This is a genomic window from Blattabacterium cuenoti (assembly GCF_014252075.1).
GTDB lineage: Bacteria > Bacteroidota > Bacteroidia > Flavobacteriales > Blattabacteriaceae > Blattabacterium > Blattabacterium cuenoti_AC.
Genome location: NZ_CP059209.1, coordinates 327,525 through 347,365 on the forward strand (window position 1 = coordinate 327,525; position 19,841 = coordinate 347,365).

General features: G+C 27.9%; 15 protein-coding genes, 1 tRNA gene and 1 pseudogene. 4 read left to right on the top strand and 13 right to left on the bottom strand.

Going from position 1 to position 19,841, the window contains the following annotated elements:
* Positions 1-46: 46 nt before the first annotated feature.
* Entirely contained in the window at positions 47-1,750 is a 1,704-nt protein-coding gene (gene metG, locus H0H47_RS01570) for a methionine--tRNA ligase (protein WP_185865756.1), read from the bottom strand.
* A 24-nt stretch (positions 1,751-1,774) separates the two neighbouring features.
* Between metG and H0H47_RS01575 the strand changes: the two genes are divergently transcribed.
* Positions 1,775-2,677: a 5'-3' exonuclease gene (locus H0H47_RS01575; protein ID WP_185865757.1), complete on the top strand. Its 903-nt coding sequence runs from the start codon at positions 1,775-1,777 to the stop codon at positions 2,675-2,677.
* Here the strand turns inward: H0H47_RS01575 and nadD are convergent.
* A pseudogene (gene nadD, locus H0H47_RS01580) lies at positions 2,639-3,243 on the bottom strand (nicotinate (nicotinamide) nucleotide adenylyltransferase). The gene H0H47_RS01575 and the pseudogene nadD overlap by 39 nt on opposite strands.
* Before the next feature lie 87 nt (positions 3,244-3,330).
* Positions 3,331-4,470, bottom strand: a complete 1,140-nt coding sequence (locus H0H47_RS01585; RefSeq protein ID WP_185865758.1) for a porin — start codon at positions 4,468-4,470, stop codon at positions 3,331-3,333.
* 92 nt (positions 4,471-4,562) lie between these two features.
* Here H0H47_RS01585 and H0H47_RS01590 point away from each other — a divergent pair, with 92 nt between their 5' ends.
* The 3 genes from H0H47_RS01590 to ribB are packed head-to-tail and all read left to right on the top strand — an operon-like array spanning position 4,563 to position 8,292.
* Complete coding sequence (locus tag H0H47_RS01590; protein WP_185865759.1) at positions 4,563-6,458, top strand: DNA translocase FtsK 4TM domain-containing protein; 1,896 nt, start codon at positions 4,563-4,565, stop codon at positions 6,456-6,458.
* A 17-nt stretch (positions 6,459-6,475) separates the two neighbouring features.
* Positions 6,476-7,645, top strand: a complete 1,170-nt coding sequence (locus tag H0H47_RS01595) for an LptF/LptG family permease (protein WP_185865760.1) — start codon at positions 6,476-6,478, stop codon at positions 7,643-7,645.
* Between the two features lie 11 nt (positions 7,646-7,656).
* Positions 7,657-8,292: a 3,4-dihydroxy-2-butanone-4-phosphate synthase gene (ribB, locus tag H0H47_RS01600; protein ID WP_185865761.1), complete on the top strand. Its 636-nt coding sequence runs from the start codon at positions 7,657-7,659 to the stop codon at positions 8,290-8,292.
* 5 nt (positions 8,293-8,297) lie between these two features.
* On the opposite strand, the gene H0H47_RS01605 is transcribed toward ribB, so the two are convergent.
* The 10 genes from H0H47_RS01605 to H0H47_RS01650 form a co-directional block, all read right to left on the bottom strand.
* A tRNA-Asp gene (locus H0H47_RS01605) sits at positions 8,298-8,371 on the bottom strand.
* Positions 8,372-8,377: 6 nt separating this feature from the next.
* Positions 8,378-8,695, bottom strand: a complete 318-nt coding sequence (gene trxA, locus H0H47_RS01610) for a thioredoxin (RefSeq protein WP_185865762.1) — start codon at positions 8,693-8,695, stop codon at positions 8,378-8,380.
* A 48-nt stretch (positions 8,696-8,743) separates the two neighbouring features.
* Positions 8,744-9,823: a M20 family metallo-hydrolase gene (locus H0H47_RS01615; protein ID WP_185865763.1), complete on the bottom strand. Its 1,080-nt coding sequence runs from the start codon at positions 9,821-9,823 to the stop codon at positions 8,744-8,746.
* Positions 9,814-10,596, bottom strand: a complete 783-nt coding sequence (gene argB / locus H0H47_RS01620) for an acetylglutamate kinase (RefSeq protein WP_185865764.1) — start codon at positions 10,594-10,596, stop codon at positions 9,814-9,816. Before argB ends, H0H47_RS01615 begins: the two co-directional genes overlap by 10 nt.
* Positions 10,593-11,549, bottom strand: a complete 957-nt coding sequence (locus H0H47_RS01625) for an N-acetylornithine carbamoyltransferase (protein ID WP_185865765.1) — start codon at positions 11,547-11,549, stop codon at positions 10,593-10,595. Before H0H47_RS01625 ends, argB begins: the two co-directional genes overlap by 4 nt.
* An 8-nt stretch (positions 11,550-11,557) precedes the next feature.
* A complete protein-coding gene (gene carB, locus H0H47_RS01630; RefSeq protein WP_185865766.1) occupies positions 11,558-14,797 on the bottom strand; it encodes a carbamoyl-phosphate synthase (glutamine-hydrolyzing) large subunit in 3,240 nt (1,079 codons plus the stop codon).
* Positions 14,798-14,817: 20 nt separating this feature from the next.
* A complete protein-coding gene (gene carA, locus H0H47_RS01635) occupies positions 14,818-15,918 on the bottom strand; it encodes a glutamine-hydrolyzing carbamoyl-phosphate synthase small subunit (protein ID WP_185865767.1) in 1,101 nt (366 codons plus the stop codon).
* Entirely contained in the window at positions 15,908-17,059 is a 1,152-nt protein-coding gene (locus tag H0H47_RS01640; protein ID WP_185865768.1) for an aspartate aminotransferase family protein, read from the bottom strand. Before H0H47_RS01640 ends, carA begins: the two co-directional genes overlap by 11 nt.
* Positions 17,060-17,070: 11 nt before the next feature.
* Complete coding sequence (gene argC / locus H0H47_RS01645) at positions 17,071-18,045, bottom strand: N-acetyl-gamma-glutamyl-phosphate reductase (protein WP_185865769.1); 975 nt, start codon at positions 18,043-18,045, stop codon at positions 17,071-17,073.
* Positions 18,042-19,823, bottom strand: a complete 1,782-nt coding sequence (locus H0H47_RS01650; RefSeq protein ID WP_185865770.1) for an argininosuccinate synthase domain-containing protein — start codon at positions 19,821-19,823, stop codon at positions 18,042-18,044. Before H0H47_RS01650 ends, argC begins: the two co-directional genes overlap by 4 nt.
* Between the last annotated feature and the right edge of the window lie 18 nt (positions 19,824-19,841).

Sequence of the window (19,841 nt, forward strand, 5' to 3'; positions counted from 1 at the left end):
ACCGCTACAGTAATCAAAGTAATTTAATTTCAAAAGATAAAAGTTTTTAAAAATTTTTTTTGGATTCATGTTCAACTTGTATTTTCTTTAATTTTATTAGTTGTTTTTCAATACTTTCATTAGTGACTTTTTCAAATAATAATGTGGAGGACCCTAATAAATGTCCTGGACATAAAATTTTTTCTTTGATTTGATTCCAAAAAAAAGTTTTCAAACGAAGCATCTCTAACAATTTTTTTGCAGTATTTGGAAGAAATGGTTCTGATAATTGAGCTAACATTCCAACAATTTGTAAAGAAACATAAAGAATAGTTTTTACACGTTTTTTTTCTTTTTTTTTCCAAGGTTCTTCTTCTGTTAAATATTTGTTTCCGAGTTTAGCTAAATTCATAAAACATGACAAGGATTCTCTGAATTTATAGGATTCAATCAAATCACCTATATGTTCTGGATAATTTTTGATTCTTTTTAAAATATTTTTATCCTTTATAGATAAAATACCTGGATTAGGAACAACGCCATCGTTGTACTTTTTAACTAAAGTTAGACTTCTATTTACAAAATTTCCTAATATAGCAACCAATTCGGTATTATTTTTTATTTGAAAATCTTTCCAGTTGAAATTATTGTCTTTTTTTTCTGGCATATTAGCAATGAGAATGTAACGAAGGTTATCCTGTTGATTTGGAAAATCTTCTAGATATTCATGCCCCCATACTGCCCAATTTTTAGAAGTAGATATCTTTTTATTTTCTAAATGGAGAAATTCATTAGCTAATATTTTATCCGGAAGTATATATCCACCATCATATGCTTTAAGGATTACTGGAAAAATAATGCAATGAAAAACAATATTATCTTTTCCTATGAATTGAATTAATTTAGTTTTTTTATCTTTCCAATAAGGTTTCCAATCTATCTTTTTTCGTTTAGACCATTCTATAGTAGAAGAAATATATCCTATAGGAGCTTCGAACCATACATACAGAACCTTCCCCTTTTCTTGCAAAATTGGAACAGGAACACCCCAATTTAAATCTCTTGTTATAGCACGAGGTTTTAATCCTTGATCTAACCAAGATTTTGCTTGTCCATAGACATTCACTTTCCAATCTTTTCGATGACTAATTAAAATCCATTTTTCTAAGAATTTTTGATATTTATTCAAAGGAAAATACCAATGTTTAGTTTTTTTCAAAACAGGAAAGCTTCCGCTTATAGTAGATTTTGGATGTATTAAATCTTCAGGAATTAACGAACTGCCACAATTTTCGCACTGATCTCCATAAGCTTCCTCTTTTTGACAATTGGGGCATATCCCGGAAATATACCTATCCGATAAGAATTGTTGAGCTTCTTCATCATAATATTGTTCAGATACTTTTTCAAAAATTTTTTCTTTTTCATGAAGTTTTTTAAAAAAAGAAGTAGAAATTTCATAATGAATTTCTGTAGAAGTTCTGGAATAGTTATCAAATTGTATCCCGAAATTCGTAAAACAATCTTTGATCATATGATGATACTTATTTACTATTTCTTGAGGAGTTTTCTTTTCTTTTTTAGCTTGCATAGCAATAGGGACTCCATGTTCATCCGATCCACATATAAAAATAACATCTTTCTTTTTTCGTCTCAGATAACGAACAAAAACATCTGCAGGAAAATAAACTCCTGCTAAATGACCTATATGAATTGGTCCATTTGCATATGGCAAAGCAGCAGTGACTGTATATTTATTTGATTTTTTCATAATAGAATAAATTTTTCATAAAATATGAATAATAATAAAAAATTATTTTTAATAGACGCATATCCCCTTATTTATCAAAGTTATTATGCTTACATCAATAAGCCACTTTTTACTTCCAAAGGACTCAACACTTCGCCTATCATAAATTTCACATACCTTTTGATGAAAACATTAAATGATGAGAAGCCTTCTTATATGGCTATTATTTTTGATGACAATCAAGAAATTTCTTTTCGAAAAAAAGAATATTATAAGTATAAGGAACATAGAAAGAAAACTCCTCAAGCTATTTGCATAGCAATTCCTTATATTAGAAAAATTTTAAAAACCTTTCAAATTTCTTATTTTTATGCAAAAAATGGATATGAGGCCGATGATCTTATCGGAACAATAGCTAAAAAAGCTGAAAATAAAGGATATATTATTTATATAATTACTTTGGACAAAGATTTTTTTCAATTGGTCACAGAAAACATTAAAGTTTATATACCTCCTTTTAAAGGAAATCCAAAAAAAATATTCGGAATAGAGGAAATAAAAAAAAAATTTGGAGTTACCCATCCAAAACAAGTTATAGATTTATGGAGTATGATGGGAGATCCTTCTGATAATATACCAGGATTACCAGGAATAGGAGAAAAAAATGCTAAAAAATTTATTCAAAAATATGGGAGCATTGAAAAACTATTAAATTCTACTCATCATCTTAATGGAAAGATTCAAAAAAATATTGAAGAAAACAAAAATTTAGGTCTTTTATCCAAGAAATTAATTACTATTGTTACTAATATTCCCCTTTTTTCTTTTCATGAGAATAAATTTTATGTCAAAAAACCAAATTGGCATTCCATTAAAAAAATATTCGGAGAACTTGAATTCATAAGATTATTAAAAATAGCTCATCAATATTATAAATATAAAACGTAAGATTCTATAAAATTTATATTTTATCATGTAATTCCAAACTTCTATGTGAAGCATAGGTTTCATATTTTTTCCTTTTTGAATAGAATTTCGAATAAAAGAAGAAGATATTTCAATAATTGGAGCCTTCAAAAAAATTATATTATTCCGTTTAAAAACAGGATTGTAGAAATTACCAATTCTAGGGTAAACCAAAATATCATATTTATTCAAAATAATTTTATAATTTTTCCATTTTCTTAAAGAAGAAAAAGAATCTTGTCCCAAGATAATATAAAATTGATTTTTAGGATATTTTTTCTCTATATTGGACAATGTATGAATTGTATAAGAAGGGGAATATCCGGATTCTATATCTAAAACACTCATTTTTTCATAATCAAAAACAGCTATTTGAACCATTTTTATGCGGTGTTCATAATCTAAAAGATTTTTTTTTTTAATGGATTTTGTGGAGAAACTACAAACCAAACATGATCTATATCTAAAAATTCTGTGATATAATTAGCAATAATTGTATGTCCTAAATGGATGGGGTTAAATGAACCAAAATAAAGTCCTATTTTCATATTTTCATTAATCAATCAAACAAAAAATATCGAGCCTGTATCTCGATATTTTTATACTATTATCTTATCTTTATTATATTATTGATATCAAATCATTTTAATACGATAACTCAATCCTAAAATGATAAAATGATTATTCTTATTTTCTTTTTTAATTTGATCTAAATTGTAATTAACTATTTGATTTTGATACAAAAAATGAAAACTTAAATCATCATTTTTGATGATAGGAAGAAATTCTATCCCTCCATAATAAGTATATGCTTTTTTGAACAATTTATTTTCACCCAAAATATCATTGACTCCTTTTTTAGAGGTTCCCATTTCATAAACTCCTTTTGCAATCAAATTCCATTTTGGAATAAAATTGTATTTCAATTTCACTAAATAAGTTCCATATTTTACAGAAGCTACATTATGATAATCAGAATTCCATGAACGTAAGATTTTTGTTACATTTCCGTTTCTTTCTATGTCTTCATCACTTAATATATAATCCGCTTCTATAGAAAAAGGTTTAAAATCTAATTTACTCCCTAAAGCTAGCAATTTCCAAAATTTTTTATTTTCATTTTCTTGAAAAATAGAATAGGACCATCTGTTTTGTATTATTTGATTATTGAACAAACTCCAAATCCAATTCACAGAATAACCCATAGGATGATGATTCACTTTTTGAACTGTACTTTCTTCCCTATTATTATTTGAATTTGTGATGCTATTTACAATTTGAAATTGTAATTCATGATTTTTGATTGGAAGATAAATAAAATTAAATCCAACAGGATTATCCTTATTTTTATATACATTCGTATACCGATATGGTGATTCATAGAAATTATTAGAATATTCTATGCTTCCAAAAGAAGCTGGTTGTTTTCCTATCAAAAAGTAAAGTTTTTCATTCCACTTATATTTTAAATAAGCTAAATCAACTGTTCTGTTATTTTCTATATTATTCAATTTTTTTGAAAAACGATAACTGATTTTGTCATTTACCTTTCCTTTAACTTCTAAATTTAAATAGTCTTCAGAAAAACGAGACCCCTCAAACAATTCTTTTCTTACTGTAGAATTAATACTACTCCTAAAATCTATAAACATGTTAAAATGAGAATTTTCATTTTTTTTTTGATGAAATGTTACTTCATCAGCGTAGCTGTAATTATGAAAAGTATAAAAAAATCCTAAAAAAAGAATAAAGGAAATTATTTTTGTTTTTTTCATTTTTTTAATTTTATTATTTTATTATAATATAATAAATTTTACAGTGAAAAAATATTTAATTTCTTTTAAAAAACTACTTTTTTAGAAAAAAAATGTACAAAAATATTTCAAAAGAAAATGCTAAAAAAAAAAGAAAAAACGAAAAAAATAAAACTATTAGAACTTTTTTAGGATTTTTTTTATTGGTGAGTAGCCTATTTTTATTATTAAGTTTTTTTTCTTTCCTTTTTCATTGGAAAAATGATCAAAGTCAATTGGAAAAATTTTTCGATAAAAAAATCATAGCGGAAAATCTACTTGGAATAATGGGGGCTTTTGTCTCTCACTACTTCATTCACTGTGGAATAGGAGTGAGCGCTTTCTTTATTCCGATATCATTGTTTTTAACAGGATTAAAAATTCTTTTTGTAAGAAGAAAACTATTGAATAATTTTTATAAATCAACAATATATAAATTTATCTTTTTCAGTATATGGCTTCCAATTACTTTTTCTATTGTTATTCCTGATCAAGGAATATTGAGTGGAATTTTTGGATTTGAAATAGGAAACTTGTTTATCCATTTATTTGGAAAAATAGGATCATATATACTTCTTTTTACGAGTATTATTTTTTACTCTATCATTATTTTTAGTATAACGGATCTAAACATAAAAAATGGAGTACGACAAAAAATCCATTTTTACGAAAAAACAAATCCAATATTCAAATTTTGTAATATTTTAAATACAATGATTGTCAATAGACCATTGAAAAAAAACAATGGGTCTAGTTTTAGCAGTAAAAAATATAAAAAAAACCTCCATTCTATCCTTTATAAGGAAGATATTTCTTCCATATCAATGAATAATTTAGAAATAGATTCTAATAAAAAAAAAATAGTCCAAGTGCTTAACTATTATAAAATAGAAATATGTCAAATCAAAACTATTGTAGGTCCTACAATCATATTGTATGAAATCTATCCTAAGATAGGAACACGGATTTCCAAAATCAAGAATTTAAAAAATGAGATTGCTTTAAATTTATCTGCTATATCTATAAGGATTATAGCCCCCATGCCTGGAAAAGGATCCATTGGAATAGAAATTCCGAATCAAAATCGTTATCCTGTTTATATGAAAGATATTCTTTTTTCAGAAGAGAGTAACAAAAAAAGTCATCAAATGGAGCTCCCTATTTCTTTAGGAAAAACAGTATTTAATAAAATTTTTGTTATAGATTTAGCTAAAATGCCTCATTTACTTATAGCAGGATCAACTGGACAAGGAAAATCCGTAGGATTAAATGTTATGATTATTTTCTTATTATATAAAAAGAATCCAGAAGATATCAAATTTATTTTTATTGATCCAAAAAAAGTAGAATTATCTATATACAAAAATCTTTCAAAATCTTATTTTGCTACTCTTCCAAATTCTATAGAAGAACCTATTATCACAGATTTACATAAAGTAAAAAACATATTAAATTCTTTATGTAAAGAGATGGATAAAAGATATGTTATTTTGGAAAAATTTAAAGTTAGAAATATTCAAGAATACAATGTCAAATACAATAAAAAATATCATTTACCTTATATTATACTAATAATTGATGAATTCGCCGACTTAAGTTTTTATTTTCATCAAAAAAAACAAATAGAAACGTATATAACACGTTTAGCACAACTTGCTCGAGCTGTAGGCATTCATTTGATTATAGCTACACAACGTCCATCAGTTGATGTAATTACCGGATTAATTAAATCAAATTTCACTGCAAGAATTGCATTTCGAGTAAGTTCTAAAATAGATTCTAGAACTATATTAGATTGTACAGGAGCTGAACAATTGATAGGAAAAGGAGATCTTCTATTTTCTAATCGAAATGAGTTGATACGGTTACAATGCCCATTCATAGAATTATCAGATATTCAAAAAATCGTTGATTTTTATGGAAATCATGATAAAAAAAACGAATACTTCTTATTGCCAGAACCGGATTAAGTCAAATATTCAATGAGATGAATCCAATAAAAAAACTGGATCTATATATGATTCGTTTATTTATAGCTCCTTTTTTAATTATATTTTCTACAATATTCATTGTTTTTATGATTCAATTTTTTTGGAGTCAAATAGATGAATTGATTGGGAAAGATATTGATATTTTAATAATAATAAAATTTATATTTTACTTCGGAATATCTATTATTCCATTAGTTACTCCTATATCACTATTATTAACTTCTATAATAACATTTGGTAATTTTTCAGAAAATCAAGAACTTACTGCTATAAAATCTTCTGGTATATCGCTTTTTCGCATCATGATGCCTATTTTAGGAATAACCTGCATTTTATCGATTGGATTGTATTTTTTCTCAGATTTAGCCATTCCAAAAGCGAAAATTAAAGCTAGAAAATTAGGATATCAAATATTATTAACTCATCCCTCTTTTAAATTAAAAGAAGGAATTTTTGTAAATTTATTACCAGATTTTTTCATAAAAATAGACAGAAAATCGAAAAAAAATAAACAATTGCATAATATATTTATTTTTTTTTATGATAAAAATTTACTAGTAAATACTATTCTTTCTCAAAAAGGATTTTTAACTCCAAATGAAAATAAATCTGAATTTATTCAATTAAAATTAATGAATGGAATTTTGTATAGCGAAAATCCGAATGAAACCAAAAAACAATCCTCTTATCAAATTGTAAAATTTGATACTTTAATTCAAAACTTTAAAATTCCTTCCTATGACTATAAAGGAATAAAAAGCTTAGATGACTATGATTCCTATGATACCCAAAATTTAATTCAAAAAATTAACTTATTAAAAAAAGAAAAAAATAATTCTGAATATCAAAAAAAAAATATCTATAAATTATTTAAGCTGCAATTAGAATTACAAAAAAAATTTACATTTCCAGTAACATGCATTATAATGTTTATGATTGGAGCTCCTTTAGGAGCTATTATTAGAAAAGGAGGAATAGGTTATTCTACCATTGCGGCATTAACTATATTTATTATTTATTATACTTTGCTGACTATCACACAAAATAAGGTAGAAAAAGCTGAAATTTGTCCATGGATAGGAGCATGGATTCCGAATTTTATTTTTTTTCCAATAAGCATATGGATGACTTATAAAACGGTAACGAAAGATTTTTATATTCAATAAAAAAAATAGATATGGTTTTTGGTTCAAATCAAAATTTAGATAGTATTGAAGAAGCCATACAGGATATACAAAGTGGAAAAATAGTTATTGTGGTTGATGATCAAAATCGTGAAAATGAAGGAGATTTTATAGTTTCCGCTGAAAAAATAACTCCTCAAATTGTCAATTTTCTCATTACTCACGGTAGAGGGCTCCTTTGTGTTTCCTTAACAGAAGATAAATGTGATCAATTAGAACTTCAAATGATGGTAAAAAATAACACTGATCCTAGAAAAACGGCTTTCACAGTATCTGTAGATTTACGAGGATATGGCGTTAGCACTGGAATTTCAGTTTCAGATAGAGCAAAAACTATTTTTGCCTTAGTAAACAAAGTAAATCCAGAAGCATTTAATAAACCAGGTCACATATTTCCTCTTCGTGCAAAAAAAGGAGGAGTCTTAGAAAGACCTGGACATACAGAGGCTGCTATTGATATAACGAAAATGGCTGGATGTACCCCAGGAGGGGTTTTGGTGGAAATACTGAATGAGGATGGATCTATGGCACGTCTCCCACAATTGATTCAGATTTCCAAAAAATTCCATATAAAAATTATATCCATAGAGGATCTTATAAAATATCTTAAACATAAAAGAAAAAGATAAAAATGCGGTCTGGACGGGATTTGAACCCGCGACCCCATGCGTGACAGGCATGTATTCTAACCAACTGAACTACCAGACCAAAAAACTAAATTAAAATATCTAATTTTTTTCTGATATCCTCTTTAGAGGAAATTCCAATATGCATATCTTTTTTTTCTCCGTTCTTAAAAAAAATCATGGTGGGAATGCTTCGTATTCCATATTTAGAAGAATATTTTGGATTATTATCCACATTTAACTTAAAAATAAATGCTTTATTATGATATTCAGTAAATATATCTTCTAATAAAACTGACAAAGCTCGACATGGAGAACACCATGGAGCCCAAAAATCCACCAAAACGGGTTTATCCGATTCATGAACTAACTTTTCAAAGTTATCATCGTTTATTTCTTGTAACATATTTTTTCATTTAAAGAACATAACAAATTTACCTTTTTTGTTTCAAATTCAAAAGTGAAAATCTTTTAACAAACAGATATAAATATCTATTCCTTCCATGATTTCTGAAATCAAGATGTATTCATTAGGCGTATGAGAACGGACGCTATCTCCTACTCCCATTTTAATAGTAGAAAAAGGCATAATGCTTTGGTCTGAAAGAGTTGGAGATCCATAAGTTTTTCTTCCTATTTTTTGAGCTTTTAAAACAATGGGATGCATAGGATTTATGAAAGAAGAGTTTAAATGAGAAAAACGTGGTTTCATTTTAGAGTGAATTCTTTTTTGTATAATTTCAATTAATTCCTCATTTTTATATAACTCATTGGTCCTAATATCTACTACAAAATAACAAAAATCAGGTATCACATTATGTTGTATTCCTCCTTGGATTTGAGTCACATTTAAGGTAGTGAAACCTAGTAATTCCGATTTTCTATAAAAAGACAAATTTCTTAAATTTTCTATGTCTTTTGTCGCGACATAAATAGCATTTATTCCTATATCTCTTGCAGAATGTCCTGTCTTTCCTTCAGCCATAAAATCCAATACCATTAATCCTTTTTCAGCAATAGCTACTTGCATCTGCGTTGGTTCTCCAACAATTCCTAAGTCTATACATCCCAATTCAGGTAAAATAGCTCTTACGCCTAAGGGGCCAGATATTTCTTCTTCCGCAGTAATTGAAAGAATTAATTTGTAAGGTAATTCAGATAAATTACTTAAATATATAAAAGTGGATATTAACGAAACAACGGAAGCTCCAGCATCATTACTGCCTAACCCTATAAGTTTATCTTCTTTTCTGATAGCAGAAAAAGGATCCGTTTTCCAAATTTTTCCTGGGTGAACCGTATCATGATGAGAATTTAATAGTATAGTTCTTCTATTTTCTTTTTTTAAATAGTTCGTATTTTCAGTCCATATATTGTTATATTTTCTTTTAACATGAAATCCATACTTCTGAAGATAATCTTCTATAAGAAAAGATACCTTGTTTTCTTGTTTGGATATAGAAGGAGTGTTTATAAGTTGTATAAGAAGCTCTATCGCTTCTTTCTTTAAAACTTGCAAATTGACTACGGACATATAATAGTCTTATTATTAACATCATTTAAATAATTAGGGAGGCCTATACTGACCTGAGATACTCCATTTTTTAATGCAAAAAAAGCATTTTCCAATTTAGGGATCATTCCATTTGTTATGGTATGATTTTCTTTCATTTTTTGAAATGAATTAAAATTTATTTTTTGAAAAAAAGATTCAGAATCCTGTATATTTCGTAATACTCCTTTTTTTTCAAAACAAAAATGTAATTCCGTTTCACAATTTTTTTCCTTTGCTAAGGATATAGCAATATAAGAAGCTATTGTATCTGCATTTGTGTTTAGTAGATTTCCCATTCCGTCATGAGTTATAGAACATAATACAGGAATGATATTATTTTTCAATAAAAATTTTATTAAACGTGTATTAACACTTTTGCTATTTATATCCCCCACATATCCATAATCAATATTTGTTTTTTTTCGTAAATATGATTTAATGCAATTTCCATCTGCTCCACATAACCCAAAAGCATTACAGTAATGAGATTGTAATAGAGCTACAATATTTTTATTGATCATTCCTGCATAAGTCATAACAACTATATCCAGAGTTTCTTTATCTGTTATTCTTCTCCCTTGTATAATTTTTTGTAAAATTCCCATTTTATTTGAAATAAAATCGGCTTTTTTTCCTCCTCCATGAATCAACACTTTATATCCTTGTAGTTGACAAAAAGATTTCAAAGAAAAATTAAGATCCTTTTGGTCATTAATTAAATGACCTCCAATTTTAACTATATGAATTTTCATGATAAAGATTGTAGAATTTTTAAAAAAATTATTTGTGAAGCAAAAATTCTATTTTCTGCTTGTTGCAATACAATGGAATGTTTTCCATCTAAAACAGAATCTTCAACCACAACATTTCTCCTGACAGGTAAACAATGCATAAATTTAGCTTCATTGGTAAGTTTCATTTTATTTACAGTGATCATCCAGTCAGAATTTTTACAGAGCATTTTTCCATAATCTAAATAACTACTCCAATTTTTTGCATAAATAAAATCTGCATTTATAAAAGCCACATCTTGATGATGTGTGGTAAAAACTCCATTAGAAAATATCTTATGAAGATCGTATTTTTCTGGACACGCAATAGTGAAATCTATTTTATCTATTTTTGATATCCATTGAGAAAAAGAATTTGCCACTGAATGAGGCAATGGTTTAATATGAGGAGCCCAACTTAACACTACTTTACATCTTTTTTTAAAAAAAGATGTAAATTCGGCAATAGTCATTACGTCTGCTAAAGACTGTAAAGGATGCAAAGTTGCACTTTCCATGTTAACGACTGGGACTCTAGAATATTTTAATATTTTATTAAAAATTATTTCTTTGTAATCATAATCTCTATCTGATAAACTAGGAAAAGTTCTGACAGCAAGAATATCACAATATATGCTCATGACAGAAACAGCTTCTTTAAGATGTTCTTGTGTCATTTTCATTACAGTTCCATCATTCATTTCAATTTTCCAAGAATCCTTATGAACATCTAATATCCAAGTATTGCATCCTAAGTTAAAAGCTGCTTTTTGACAACTAATTCTTGTCCGTAAACTAGGATTAAAAAAAACCAATCCAATTGTTTTATTTTTTCCAATATGTTTAAATTCATATGGATTTTTCTTTAAAAAAAGAGCTTCTTTAATTAGATCATATACGTTAATAACATCTTCTACGCTAAAAAATTTTTTCATAAACTTTTTCATTTATATTCATCCCAAGCTTTTATAAACAATTGGTCCATAGATAAATTACAAAATGCTTGTATAAAAGCTTTTGCTAGACGGGCATTGGTGAGCAGAGGTATATTAAAATCAACGGAATAACGTCTTATAGCATAATCATTATCCAATTCTGATTTACTTAGATTTTTTGGAATATTAATAATAAGATCCAATTTTCTATTTTTTATCAATTCAATAACATTTGAATATTTTTTGACATTAGGCCAATAAACTCTGATAGATGGAATTCCATTATTGGATAAAAAGTTATTGGTTCCCTCTGTCGCAAATAATATATATCCTTTTTTATGCAATAGTTTGACTACTTCTAAAAGATCCAATTTAGATTCAATAGGACCTCCAGATATTAATATATTTTTTTTTGGAATGCTATAACCAACAGAAAGCATGGATTTTAAAAGTGCTTCATCAAAAGTATTTCCTAAACACCCCACTTCTCCTGTGGAAGCCATATCCACACCCAAAATAGGATCTGCATCTTGCAAACGAGAGAAAGAAAATTGAGAAGCTTTTACTCCTAAAAAATTTGTAATAAAAAAATTAGGTTCTATTTTATTTTTCTTCTTTCCAAGAATAACTTGAGTAGCTAATTCAATCATATTAAAATGAGAAACTTTTGATACGAAAGGAAAACTACGAGATGCTCTCAAATTACATTCAATTACTTTGATTTCATTATCTTTAGATAAAAATTGAATATTGAAAGGACCAGATATATTAAAATATTTGGAAATTTTCTTAGAAATATTAATTATTTCTTTTAATGTTGACAAATAGAGATTATGTGGAGGGTATACTAAAGTAGCATCTCCTGAATGGACTCCTGCAAATTCTACGTGTTCTGATATAGCATAATACAAAATTTCTCCATTTTGAGAAACAGCATCTAATTCAATCTCTTTTGCATTTCTAATAAATTCTGTAATAATTAATGGATATTCAGGAGATATAGATCCCTTTTCATTAAGATAATTTTGTAATTCCTCTTGATTAGAAAGAACATTCATATCTGCTCCCGAAAGAACATACGAAGGTCTGACTAATATGGGAAAATCTACTTCTTTTACAAATTGATAAATGGTATCAAAATCGGATAATTCTTTCCATCTAGGCTGTCCGATTTTTAAATAATCCATAGCATTGGAAAATTTATATCTATTTTCTACTTTGTCTATAGAAATAGGGGAGGTCCCTAAAATTTTTACTTTTCTTTCATAAAGTTTTAAAACCAAATTATTAGGAATTTGTCCTCCCATGGAAACAATTGTTCCTTTCGGATTTTCCAGTTCAATAATATCCAAGACACGTTCTAAAGTAAGTTCTTCGAAATATAATCTATCACATACATCAAAATCAGTACTCATTGTTTCAGGATTATAATTAATCATTATTGATCTGTAAGATTCTTTATTAACAGTATTTAATGCATTGACACAACACCAATCAAATTCTACACTACTTCCAATTCTATAAACACCAGATCCTAATGTTATAACAGATTTTCCATCTTTTTCATAAATGATATCATGTTGAATGGCATGATAGGTCAAATATAAATAATTTGTGTATGACGGATATTCAGAAGCTAAAGTATCAATCTGTCTCACATATGGAATTATATTTTTTTCTTTTCTATATTCTCTTATTTCTTTTTCTAAATGATAAATACTATGATATTTACATTGATTATTTTTTTTAACAAAAAAAATACTAGCTATTTGCATATCCGAAAAACCTTTTTTCTTTGCTTCCCGTAACAATTCGTCCGGAATATCTCTCCAATTATCAAAATAATCTATCTTTTTTTTTGTTTGAAAAATATTATCAAGTTGATATAAAAACCATGGATCAATTTTGGTTAAATCATGTATCTCTTTCATAGATAGTCCTTCTTCTAAAGCTTCTTCTAAAAAGAAAATCCTTTGATCTGTAGGTTTTTTAAGTGATTCTTTCAGTAGACGATTAGATCCTAGTTTTTTTTTATGAATATTGATAAATCCTTGCATCCCGGTATCTAACATTCGAAGACCTTTTTGTAAAGCTTCTTCAAAAGAACCTCCAATAGCCATTACTTCTCCCACACTTTTCATGCTACTTCCAATTCTATTAGAAACTCCATAAAATTTTTTGAGATCCCACCTCGGAATTTTGCATACTACATAATCCAATGCTGGTTCAAAAAAAGCAGAAGTATTTTTAGTCACAGAATTCTTCAATTCATGCAAACCGTATCCTACAGACAATTTTGCCGCCACAAAAGCTAAAGGATAACCAGTTGCTTTAGATGCAAGAGCACTTGAACGAGAAAGACGTGCATTAACTTCTATAACACGATAGTCTTCTGAATTAGGATCTAATGCAAATTGAACGTTGCATTCTCCAATTATATTAAAATTTCTGGCAATATATATAGATAATTTTCTTAAATTATAATATTCAGAATTTGTTAGAGTTTGAGACGGTGCTACTACAATACTTTCTCCTGTATGAATTCCTATAGGATCAAAATTTTCCATATTACATACAGCAATACAATTATCAAACCTGTCTCTAACTATTTCATATTCAACCTCTTTCCACCCTTTTAAATATTCTTCTACAACAATTTGAGAAGAATAGGAAAAAGCCTTACTTACTATTTTTTTTAAATCATTAATATTTTTCGCGACCCCACTTCCCAACCCACCAAGTGTATAAGCAGATCTAATAATAATAGGGAACCCTATTTCTAAAGAATAAGAAATAGCATCATCCATAGAATGAGCCACAAAACTCCTTGCTGTTTTTATATTAATATGAGTCAACCTATTTCGAAACAAGTTCCTATCTTCACTGTGAATAATAGACTCAATAGGAGTTCCTAAGACTTGAATTTTATATTTCTCTATAATTCCTTCTTGAAAGAGCTGAATTCCACAATTTAATGCAGTTTGCCCACCAAAAGACAATAGAATTCCTTTTGGTTTTTCCTTATCTATAACACCTTTAATAAAAAATAAAGTCAAAGGAAGAAAATAAACTTTATCAGCAACTTCTTTCGAAGTTTGAATTGTGGCAATATTTGGATTAATCAATATAGTATAAATCCCTTCCTCTTTAAGGGCTTTTAATGCTTGTGTTCCAGAATAATCAAATTCACCAGCTTCTCCTATTTTTAATGCACCTGATCCCAGGATAAGTACTTTGTCTATTTTCATACTAATTTTGGAAGATTATTTTAATTATTGCTTCTAACAATTGAATTGATAAAAAGATCGAATAAAAATTCGGTATCCGTAGGTCCACCTGAAGCTTCTGGATGAAACTGTACCGAAAAAAAAGGTTTATAATCATGAATGATTCCTTCGCAAGTATCATCATTTAAATTTTTAAAAAAAATTTCCCATTCTTTAGGAAGATTTATTGCATCCAAAACATATCCATGGTTTTGTGATGTAATAAAACATTTTCCTGTTTTTAGTGATAAAACTGGCTGATTATGACCTCTATGTGCATATTTTAATTTATAAGTATCACCTCCTGCTGCAATTCCCAAAAGTTGATTTCCCAAACATATACCAAATATAGGTCGTTCTTTTTTCATAGCTATACGAATATAATGTATAGGTTTTTCATAAATTTTAGGATTTCCAGGACCATTAGAAAGAACCAATCCATCAAATTCTTCATTTGTAAAATCATAATCCCATGGAACCCTTATAATAGTACAATTTCTTCTCAAGAGACAACGTAAAATATTATTCTTTAAACCAAAGTCTACGAGCAATATTTTATATTTTCCATTTCCATATGTGATTTTTTCATGAATAGAGACTTTTTCAGAAAGGTTATCCTGATTTGGGTCATAAAAAGGAAGATTTTCATTTTTCATTAAAATTTTACCTAACATAGATCCTCCTTTTTTTCTAAGTTTTTTTGCAATGAATCTGGTGTCTAGGCCAAATAATCCAGGAACTCCATTTTTAGATAACCAATCAGATAGAGATAAACTCATATTCCAATGATACGGTCTGTTAGAATAATAAGAAATAATAAGCCCAGATACTTGAATTCTATCGGATTCATAAAATTTAGGAATAGATTCATATTCTTTACAAGAAGAAGATGGAATTCCATAATTTCCTATTATCGGATAAGTATAAGTAAGGATTTGCCCTTTGTAAGAGGGGTCCGTCATACTTTCTGTATAACCGGTCATAGCTGTATTAAATACAACCTCTCCAGAAGAGGATACTGGTGCTCCGAAATGATAAGCTTCATACCTTGTTCCATCTTCTAACATAAGGATAGCCCTGTTTCTTATTTTATTATTTTCCATTTTTTTTATATAGATATGCTAAGGCATTCTTTAATTTTGTAAGGAATAATTTGATATGACTTACGTTAATATTCATCGGAGGAAGTAATCGTAAAACATATGGATTGTTAGATATTCCAATAAATACTTTCTCTTTATAAATTAAAATATTTTTTAAATCCTGAATAGGAAAATCAAATTCTACTCCTAGCATGAGCCCTCTCCCCCTTATTTTTTTAATCTCAGGAATGAGACGCAATTCTTGTAACAGTATTTTTCCCATTTTTTTTGCATTTTCAATTAAATTTTCTTTTTGAATGATTTCTAATACAGCAATTCCAGCTGTACAAGCTAAATGATTTCCACCAAAAGTAGTCCCTAACATACCATAATATGGTTTAAATTTAGGATGTATGAGTACCCCACCTATAGGAAACCCATTTCCCATCCCCTTAGCTATAGTAATTAAATCTGGTTTTACAGGATAGAATTGGTGAGAAAAAAAAGATCCTGTTCTTCCATATCCACTTTGAACTTCGTCAATAATCAACACTGTATCGTATTTATTACAAAGATCTCTAACTTTACAAAAAAAGTCTAACCCTGGATCTACAATTCCAGATATTCCTTGTATTCCTTCAGTAATTAAAGCACAGACATCTTTGTTCTTTAATTCTTCTTCTAAAGAATCAACATTTTGATAGTCTATAAATATAGTTTCATGTTGAGCATTAAAAGGGGATACTAATTTATAGTTATCCGTAACCGATACACTTCCACTTGTTCTTCCATGGAAAGATCCCTTAAAAGCAATAACCTTTTTTTTTCCTGTATGAAAAGAAGCTATTTTCAATGCATTTTCATTAGATTCTGTCCCAGAATTACATATAAATAAGGAATAATCTTTATATCCTGATATCTTTCCAAGAAGATTCGCCAATTTATATTTTTGAGAAATATAAACACTATTAGAATAATAGGATATTTTATGAATCTGTTCAGTTAAGGATTTTACATAATATGGATGTGAATGACCAATCGAAATCACAGCATGTCCTCCATAAAAATCTAAATACATATTTCCTTTCACATCAAACAAATAAGATCCTTTGCTTTTATTTAATTCTATATCTAGAATAGGATAAACGTCAAATAATTTCATATTTTTTTTGATTAGAAACGAACGGATTTCAATTTTAAACCACAAGTTTCATCCAAATTAAATATAAGATTCATATTTTGTATGGCTTGACCAGAAGCTCCTTTTATAAGATTATCTATAATACTAACAACAACCAATTTATCCTTCTCTTTAACAAGATATAAAATACATTTATTAGTATTGACTACTTGTTTTACATCGATGTTAATATCAGAAATATTTACAAATGGATGATTTTTATAATATTCTTTATATATTTCCCTATTCTTTTTTAAAGAAAAAGTAGAATAAGTATATAAAGTGGTTATAATTCCTCTTGAGAAATTTCCTCTATAAGGGATAAAATAAACTTTAGAACAAAAATTATTTTGTACTTGATGAATGGTTTGTTCGATTTCCTGTAAATGTTGATGTTGAAAGATATTGTAAACAGAAATATTATTATTCCTCCAACTAAAATGGTTCGTTTCACTCTGTTCCCTTCCAGATCCTGTAGAACCAGTTATAGCACTAATATGAATATTATTTTTTAATAATTGATTTTTAGCTAATGGCAAAATTGCTAAAAGAATAGCTGTAGCAAAACATCCAGGATTGGCTATATTATTCGATTTTTTTATTGTTTCTTTTTGTAACTCTGGTAATCCATAGACAAAATTTCTCTTTTTAAAAGAGGATTCATTCATGATTCTGAAATCTTGACTTAAATCAATGACTTTTGTTATTTCTGATATGTGATTCAATTCTTTTCTAGATTGTCCATGTCCTGAACAAAGAAATACTACATCTATTTCTTTTTTTAAATCACGAGTAAATTTCATATCTTTTATTTCTCCTAATAGATCTTGATGAACCAAATGAATCAATTCTCCTGTATGACTTCTACTAACTATACTTTTTATTTTTATTTTTGGATGATGAATCATCAATCTAATTAATTCTCCAGCAGTATATCCAGCACCTCCAATAATACCTATTTCAATCATTTTTCTTTTTTATTTAAGTTATGATACATTTTCATTTGATTGCTCAAAATCTTTGTAAAACCCCTCACATCTTCTGCACTCCAAGCATAATTCATTTCTCCATATTGAGCCATGTTAGAAGATTCCATTAAATCAAATTTAGATTTGATCCCTACTAAATGAAATCTATAAGGATAGAGAATCATATCTACAGTCCCGGTCAATCTTTCTTGTGTACTTTTTAAAAACTTTTCTATATCACGCATGACAGGATCTAAGTATTGAGCTTCATGAAGTAACATACCATACCAATTAGAGAGTTGTTCTTTCCAATAAAGTTGCCATTTCGTGAGAATATGTTTCTCTAATAGATGATGTGCCTTAATAATAATAATTGCAGCTGAAGCTTCAAAAGCGACTCTTCCCTTAATACCCAAAATCGTATCTCCTATGTGAATTCCTCTTCCTATAGCAAATTCTGAGGCTATTTTTTCAATCTTGATTATATTTTTTATAGCTTTCCCTTTTTCTTGATTAACACCTACTAGTTCTCCTTTTTCAAATTCTAGTTCTAAGTTCTCCCTTTTTTTTCTACTTAATTTGGTTGGATAAGCCTCTTCCGGAAAATCGTGAGAAGAAGTAAGTGTTTCCTTTCCTCCTATACTCGTTCCCCAAATCCCTTTGTTAATCGAGTATTTTGCTTGATCCCAACAAATAGATATTCCTTGATTCTTCAAATATTCAATCTCTTCTTCTCTAGAAACTTTCATATCTCTTATAGGAGATAAAGTTATTTTTTCTGGACAAATAATTTGAAAGGCTATATCAAATCTAATTTGATCGTTTCCAGCTCCTGTACACCCATGAGCAATTGCTTTCGCTTGAATAAAAGTTGCATACTGAGCTATTTTAATAGCCTGAAAAATTCTTTCGGAACTTACTGAAAGCGGATAAGTATTATTCTTAAGAATATTTCCGAATATAAGATATTTTATACAGTTTTGATAATATTCTTCTATGGAATCAATTGTTTTGTGAGACTGAGAACCAATGCTTAGAGCTCTTTTTTCAATTTTTTCTAACTCATCTTTGTTGAATCCTCCTGTATTAATAATAACTGTATGAACTTCGTATTTTTCTCGGATGAGATATTTTAAACAATAAGAAGTATCCAATCCTCCACTATAAGCTAAAACGATCTTATCTCCTGTAGATAAATAATTATTTCTATTATATGATCCTAATTTTTTTTTATTATTTTTCTTTTTATCTGCATTAGGATCATATAAAAGACCTGTACATAAACACATTTTTCTATGATTTCTGGTTAATATATCAAAGTTTGCGCAGCTTTGGCATCCCCCCCAAAATTTTTCTGATTGGGTTAGTTCACTAAAAGCAACAGGTTTAAATCCCAATTCCGTATTGATTTTTATAACCGGATTACTTGTTGTTATGCTAAAGATTTTTGAATTTGGATATTTTTTTCTGGAAAGTTTAAATATTTCAATTTTAATAATTTTTGCCAATCCTTGTTTTCTAAATTCAGGAAGAACAATTAAACCGGAATTAACTACAAATTCTTTATTTTGAAAAATATCAAGATAACTGAATCCCGCTAATTTTTCATCACAAAAAGCAATTACTGCATTTCCATGAATCATTTTTGATTTTATATATTCCGGATCTTTTTTTTCGATTCCAGTTCCTCTGCTCTTTGCTGATTCCTCAATTTTCTGACAAATTAAGGAAGCGTATTTTGTATCCTCTTCATGAGATACTCTAACTTTGATTTTCATTTTTGTAAGAAGCCACTA

What these genes read in the sequence shown, in the direction of transcription:
- metG (WP_185865756.1), bottom strand. Translation starts at nt 1,750, where the DNA reads ATGAAAAAATCAAATAAATATACAGTCACTGCTGCTTTGCCATATGCA.
- H0H47_RS01575 (WP_185865757.1), top strand. Translation starts at nt 1,775, where the DNA reads ATGAATAATAATAAAAAATTATTTTTAATAGACGCATATCCCCTTATT.
- H0H47_RS01585 (WP_185865758.1), bottom strand. Translation starts at nt 4,470, where the DNA reads ATGAAAAAAACAAAAATAATTTCCTTTATTCTTTTTTTAGGATTTTTT.
- H0H47_RS01590 (WP_185865759.1), top strand. Translation starts at nt 4,563, where the DNA reads ATGTACAAAAATATTTCAAAAGAAAATGCTAAAAAAAAAAGAAAAAAC.
- H0H47_RS01595 (WP_185865760.1), top strand. Translation starts at nt 6,476, where the DNA reads ATGAATCCAATAAAAAAACTGGATCTATATATGATTCGTTTATTTATA.
- ribB (WP_185865761.1), top strand. Translation starts at nt 7,657, where the DNA reads ATGGTTTTTGGTTCAAATCAAAATTTAGATAGTATTGAAGAAGCCATA.
- trxA (WP_185865762.1), bottom strand. Translation starts at nt 8,695, where the DNA reads ATGTTACAAGAAATAAACGATGATAACTTTGAAAAGTTAGTTCATGAA.
- H0H47_RS01615 (WP_185865763.1), bottom strand. Translation starts at nt 9,823, where the DNA reads ATGTCCGTAGTCAATTTGCAAGTTTTAAAGAAAGAAGCGATAGAGCTT.
- argB (WP_185865764.1), bottom strand. Translation starts at nt 10,596, where the DNA reads ATGAAAATTCATATAGTTAAAATTGGAGGTCATTTAATTAATGACCAA.
- H0H47_RS01625 (WP_185865765.1), bottom strand. Translation starts at nt 11,549, where the DNA reads ATGAAAAAATTTTTTAGCGTAGAAGATGTTATTAACGTATATGATCTA.
- carB (WP_185865766.1), bottom strand. Translation starts at nt 14,797, where the DNA reads ATGAAAATAGACAAAGTACTTATCCTGGGATCAGGTGCATTAAAAATA.
- carA (WP_185865767.1), bottom strand. Translation starts at nt 15,918, where the DNA reads ATGGAAAATAATAAAATAAGAAACAGGGCTATCCTTATGTTAGAAGAT.
- H0H47_RS01640 (WP_185865768.1), bottom strand. Translation starts at nt 17,059, where the DNA reads ATGAAATTATTTGACGTTTATCCTATTCTAGATATAGAATTAAATAAA.
- argC (WP_185865769.1), bottom strand. Translation starts at nt 18,045, where the DNA reads ATGATTGAAATAGGTATTATTGGAGGTGCTGGATATACTGCTGGAGAA.
- H0H47_RS01650 (WP_185865770.1), bottom strand. Translation starts at nt 19,823, where the DNA reads ATGAAAATCAAAGTTAGAGTATCTCATGAAGAGGATACAAAATACGCT.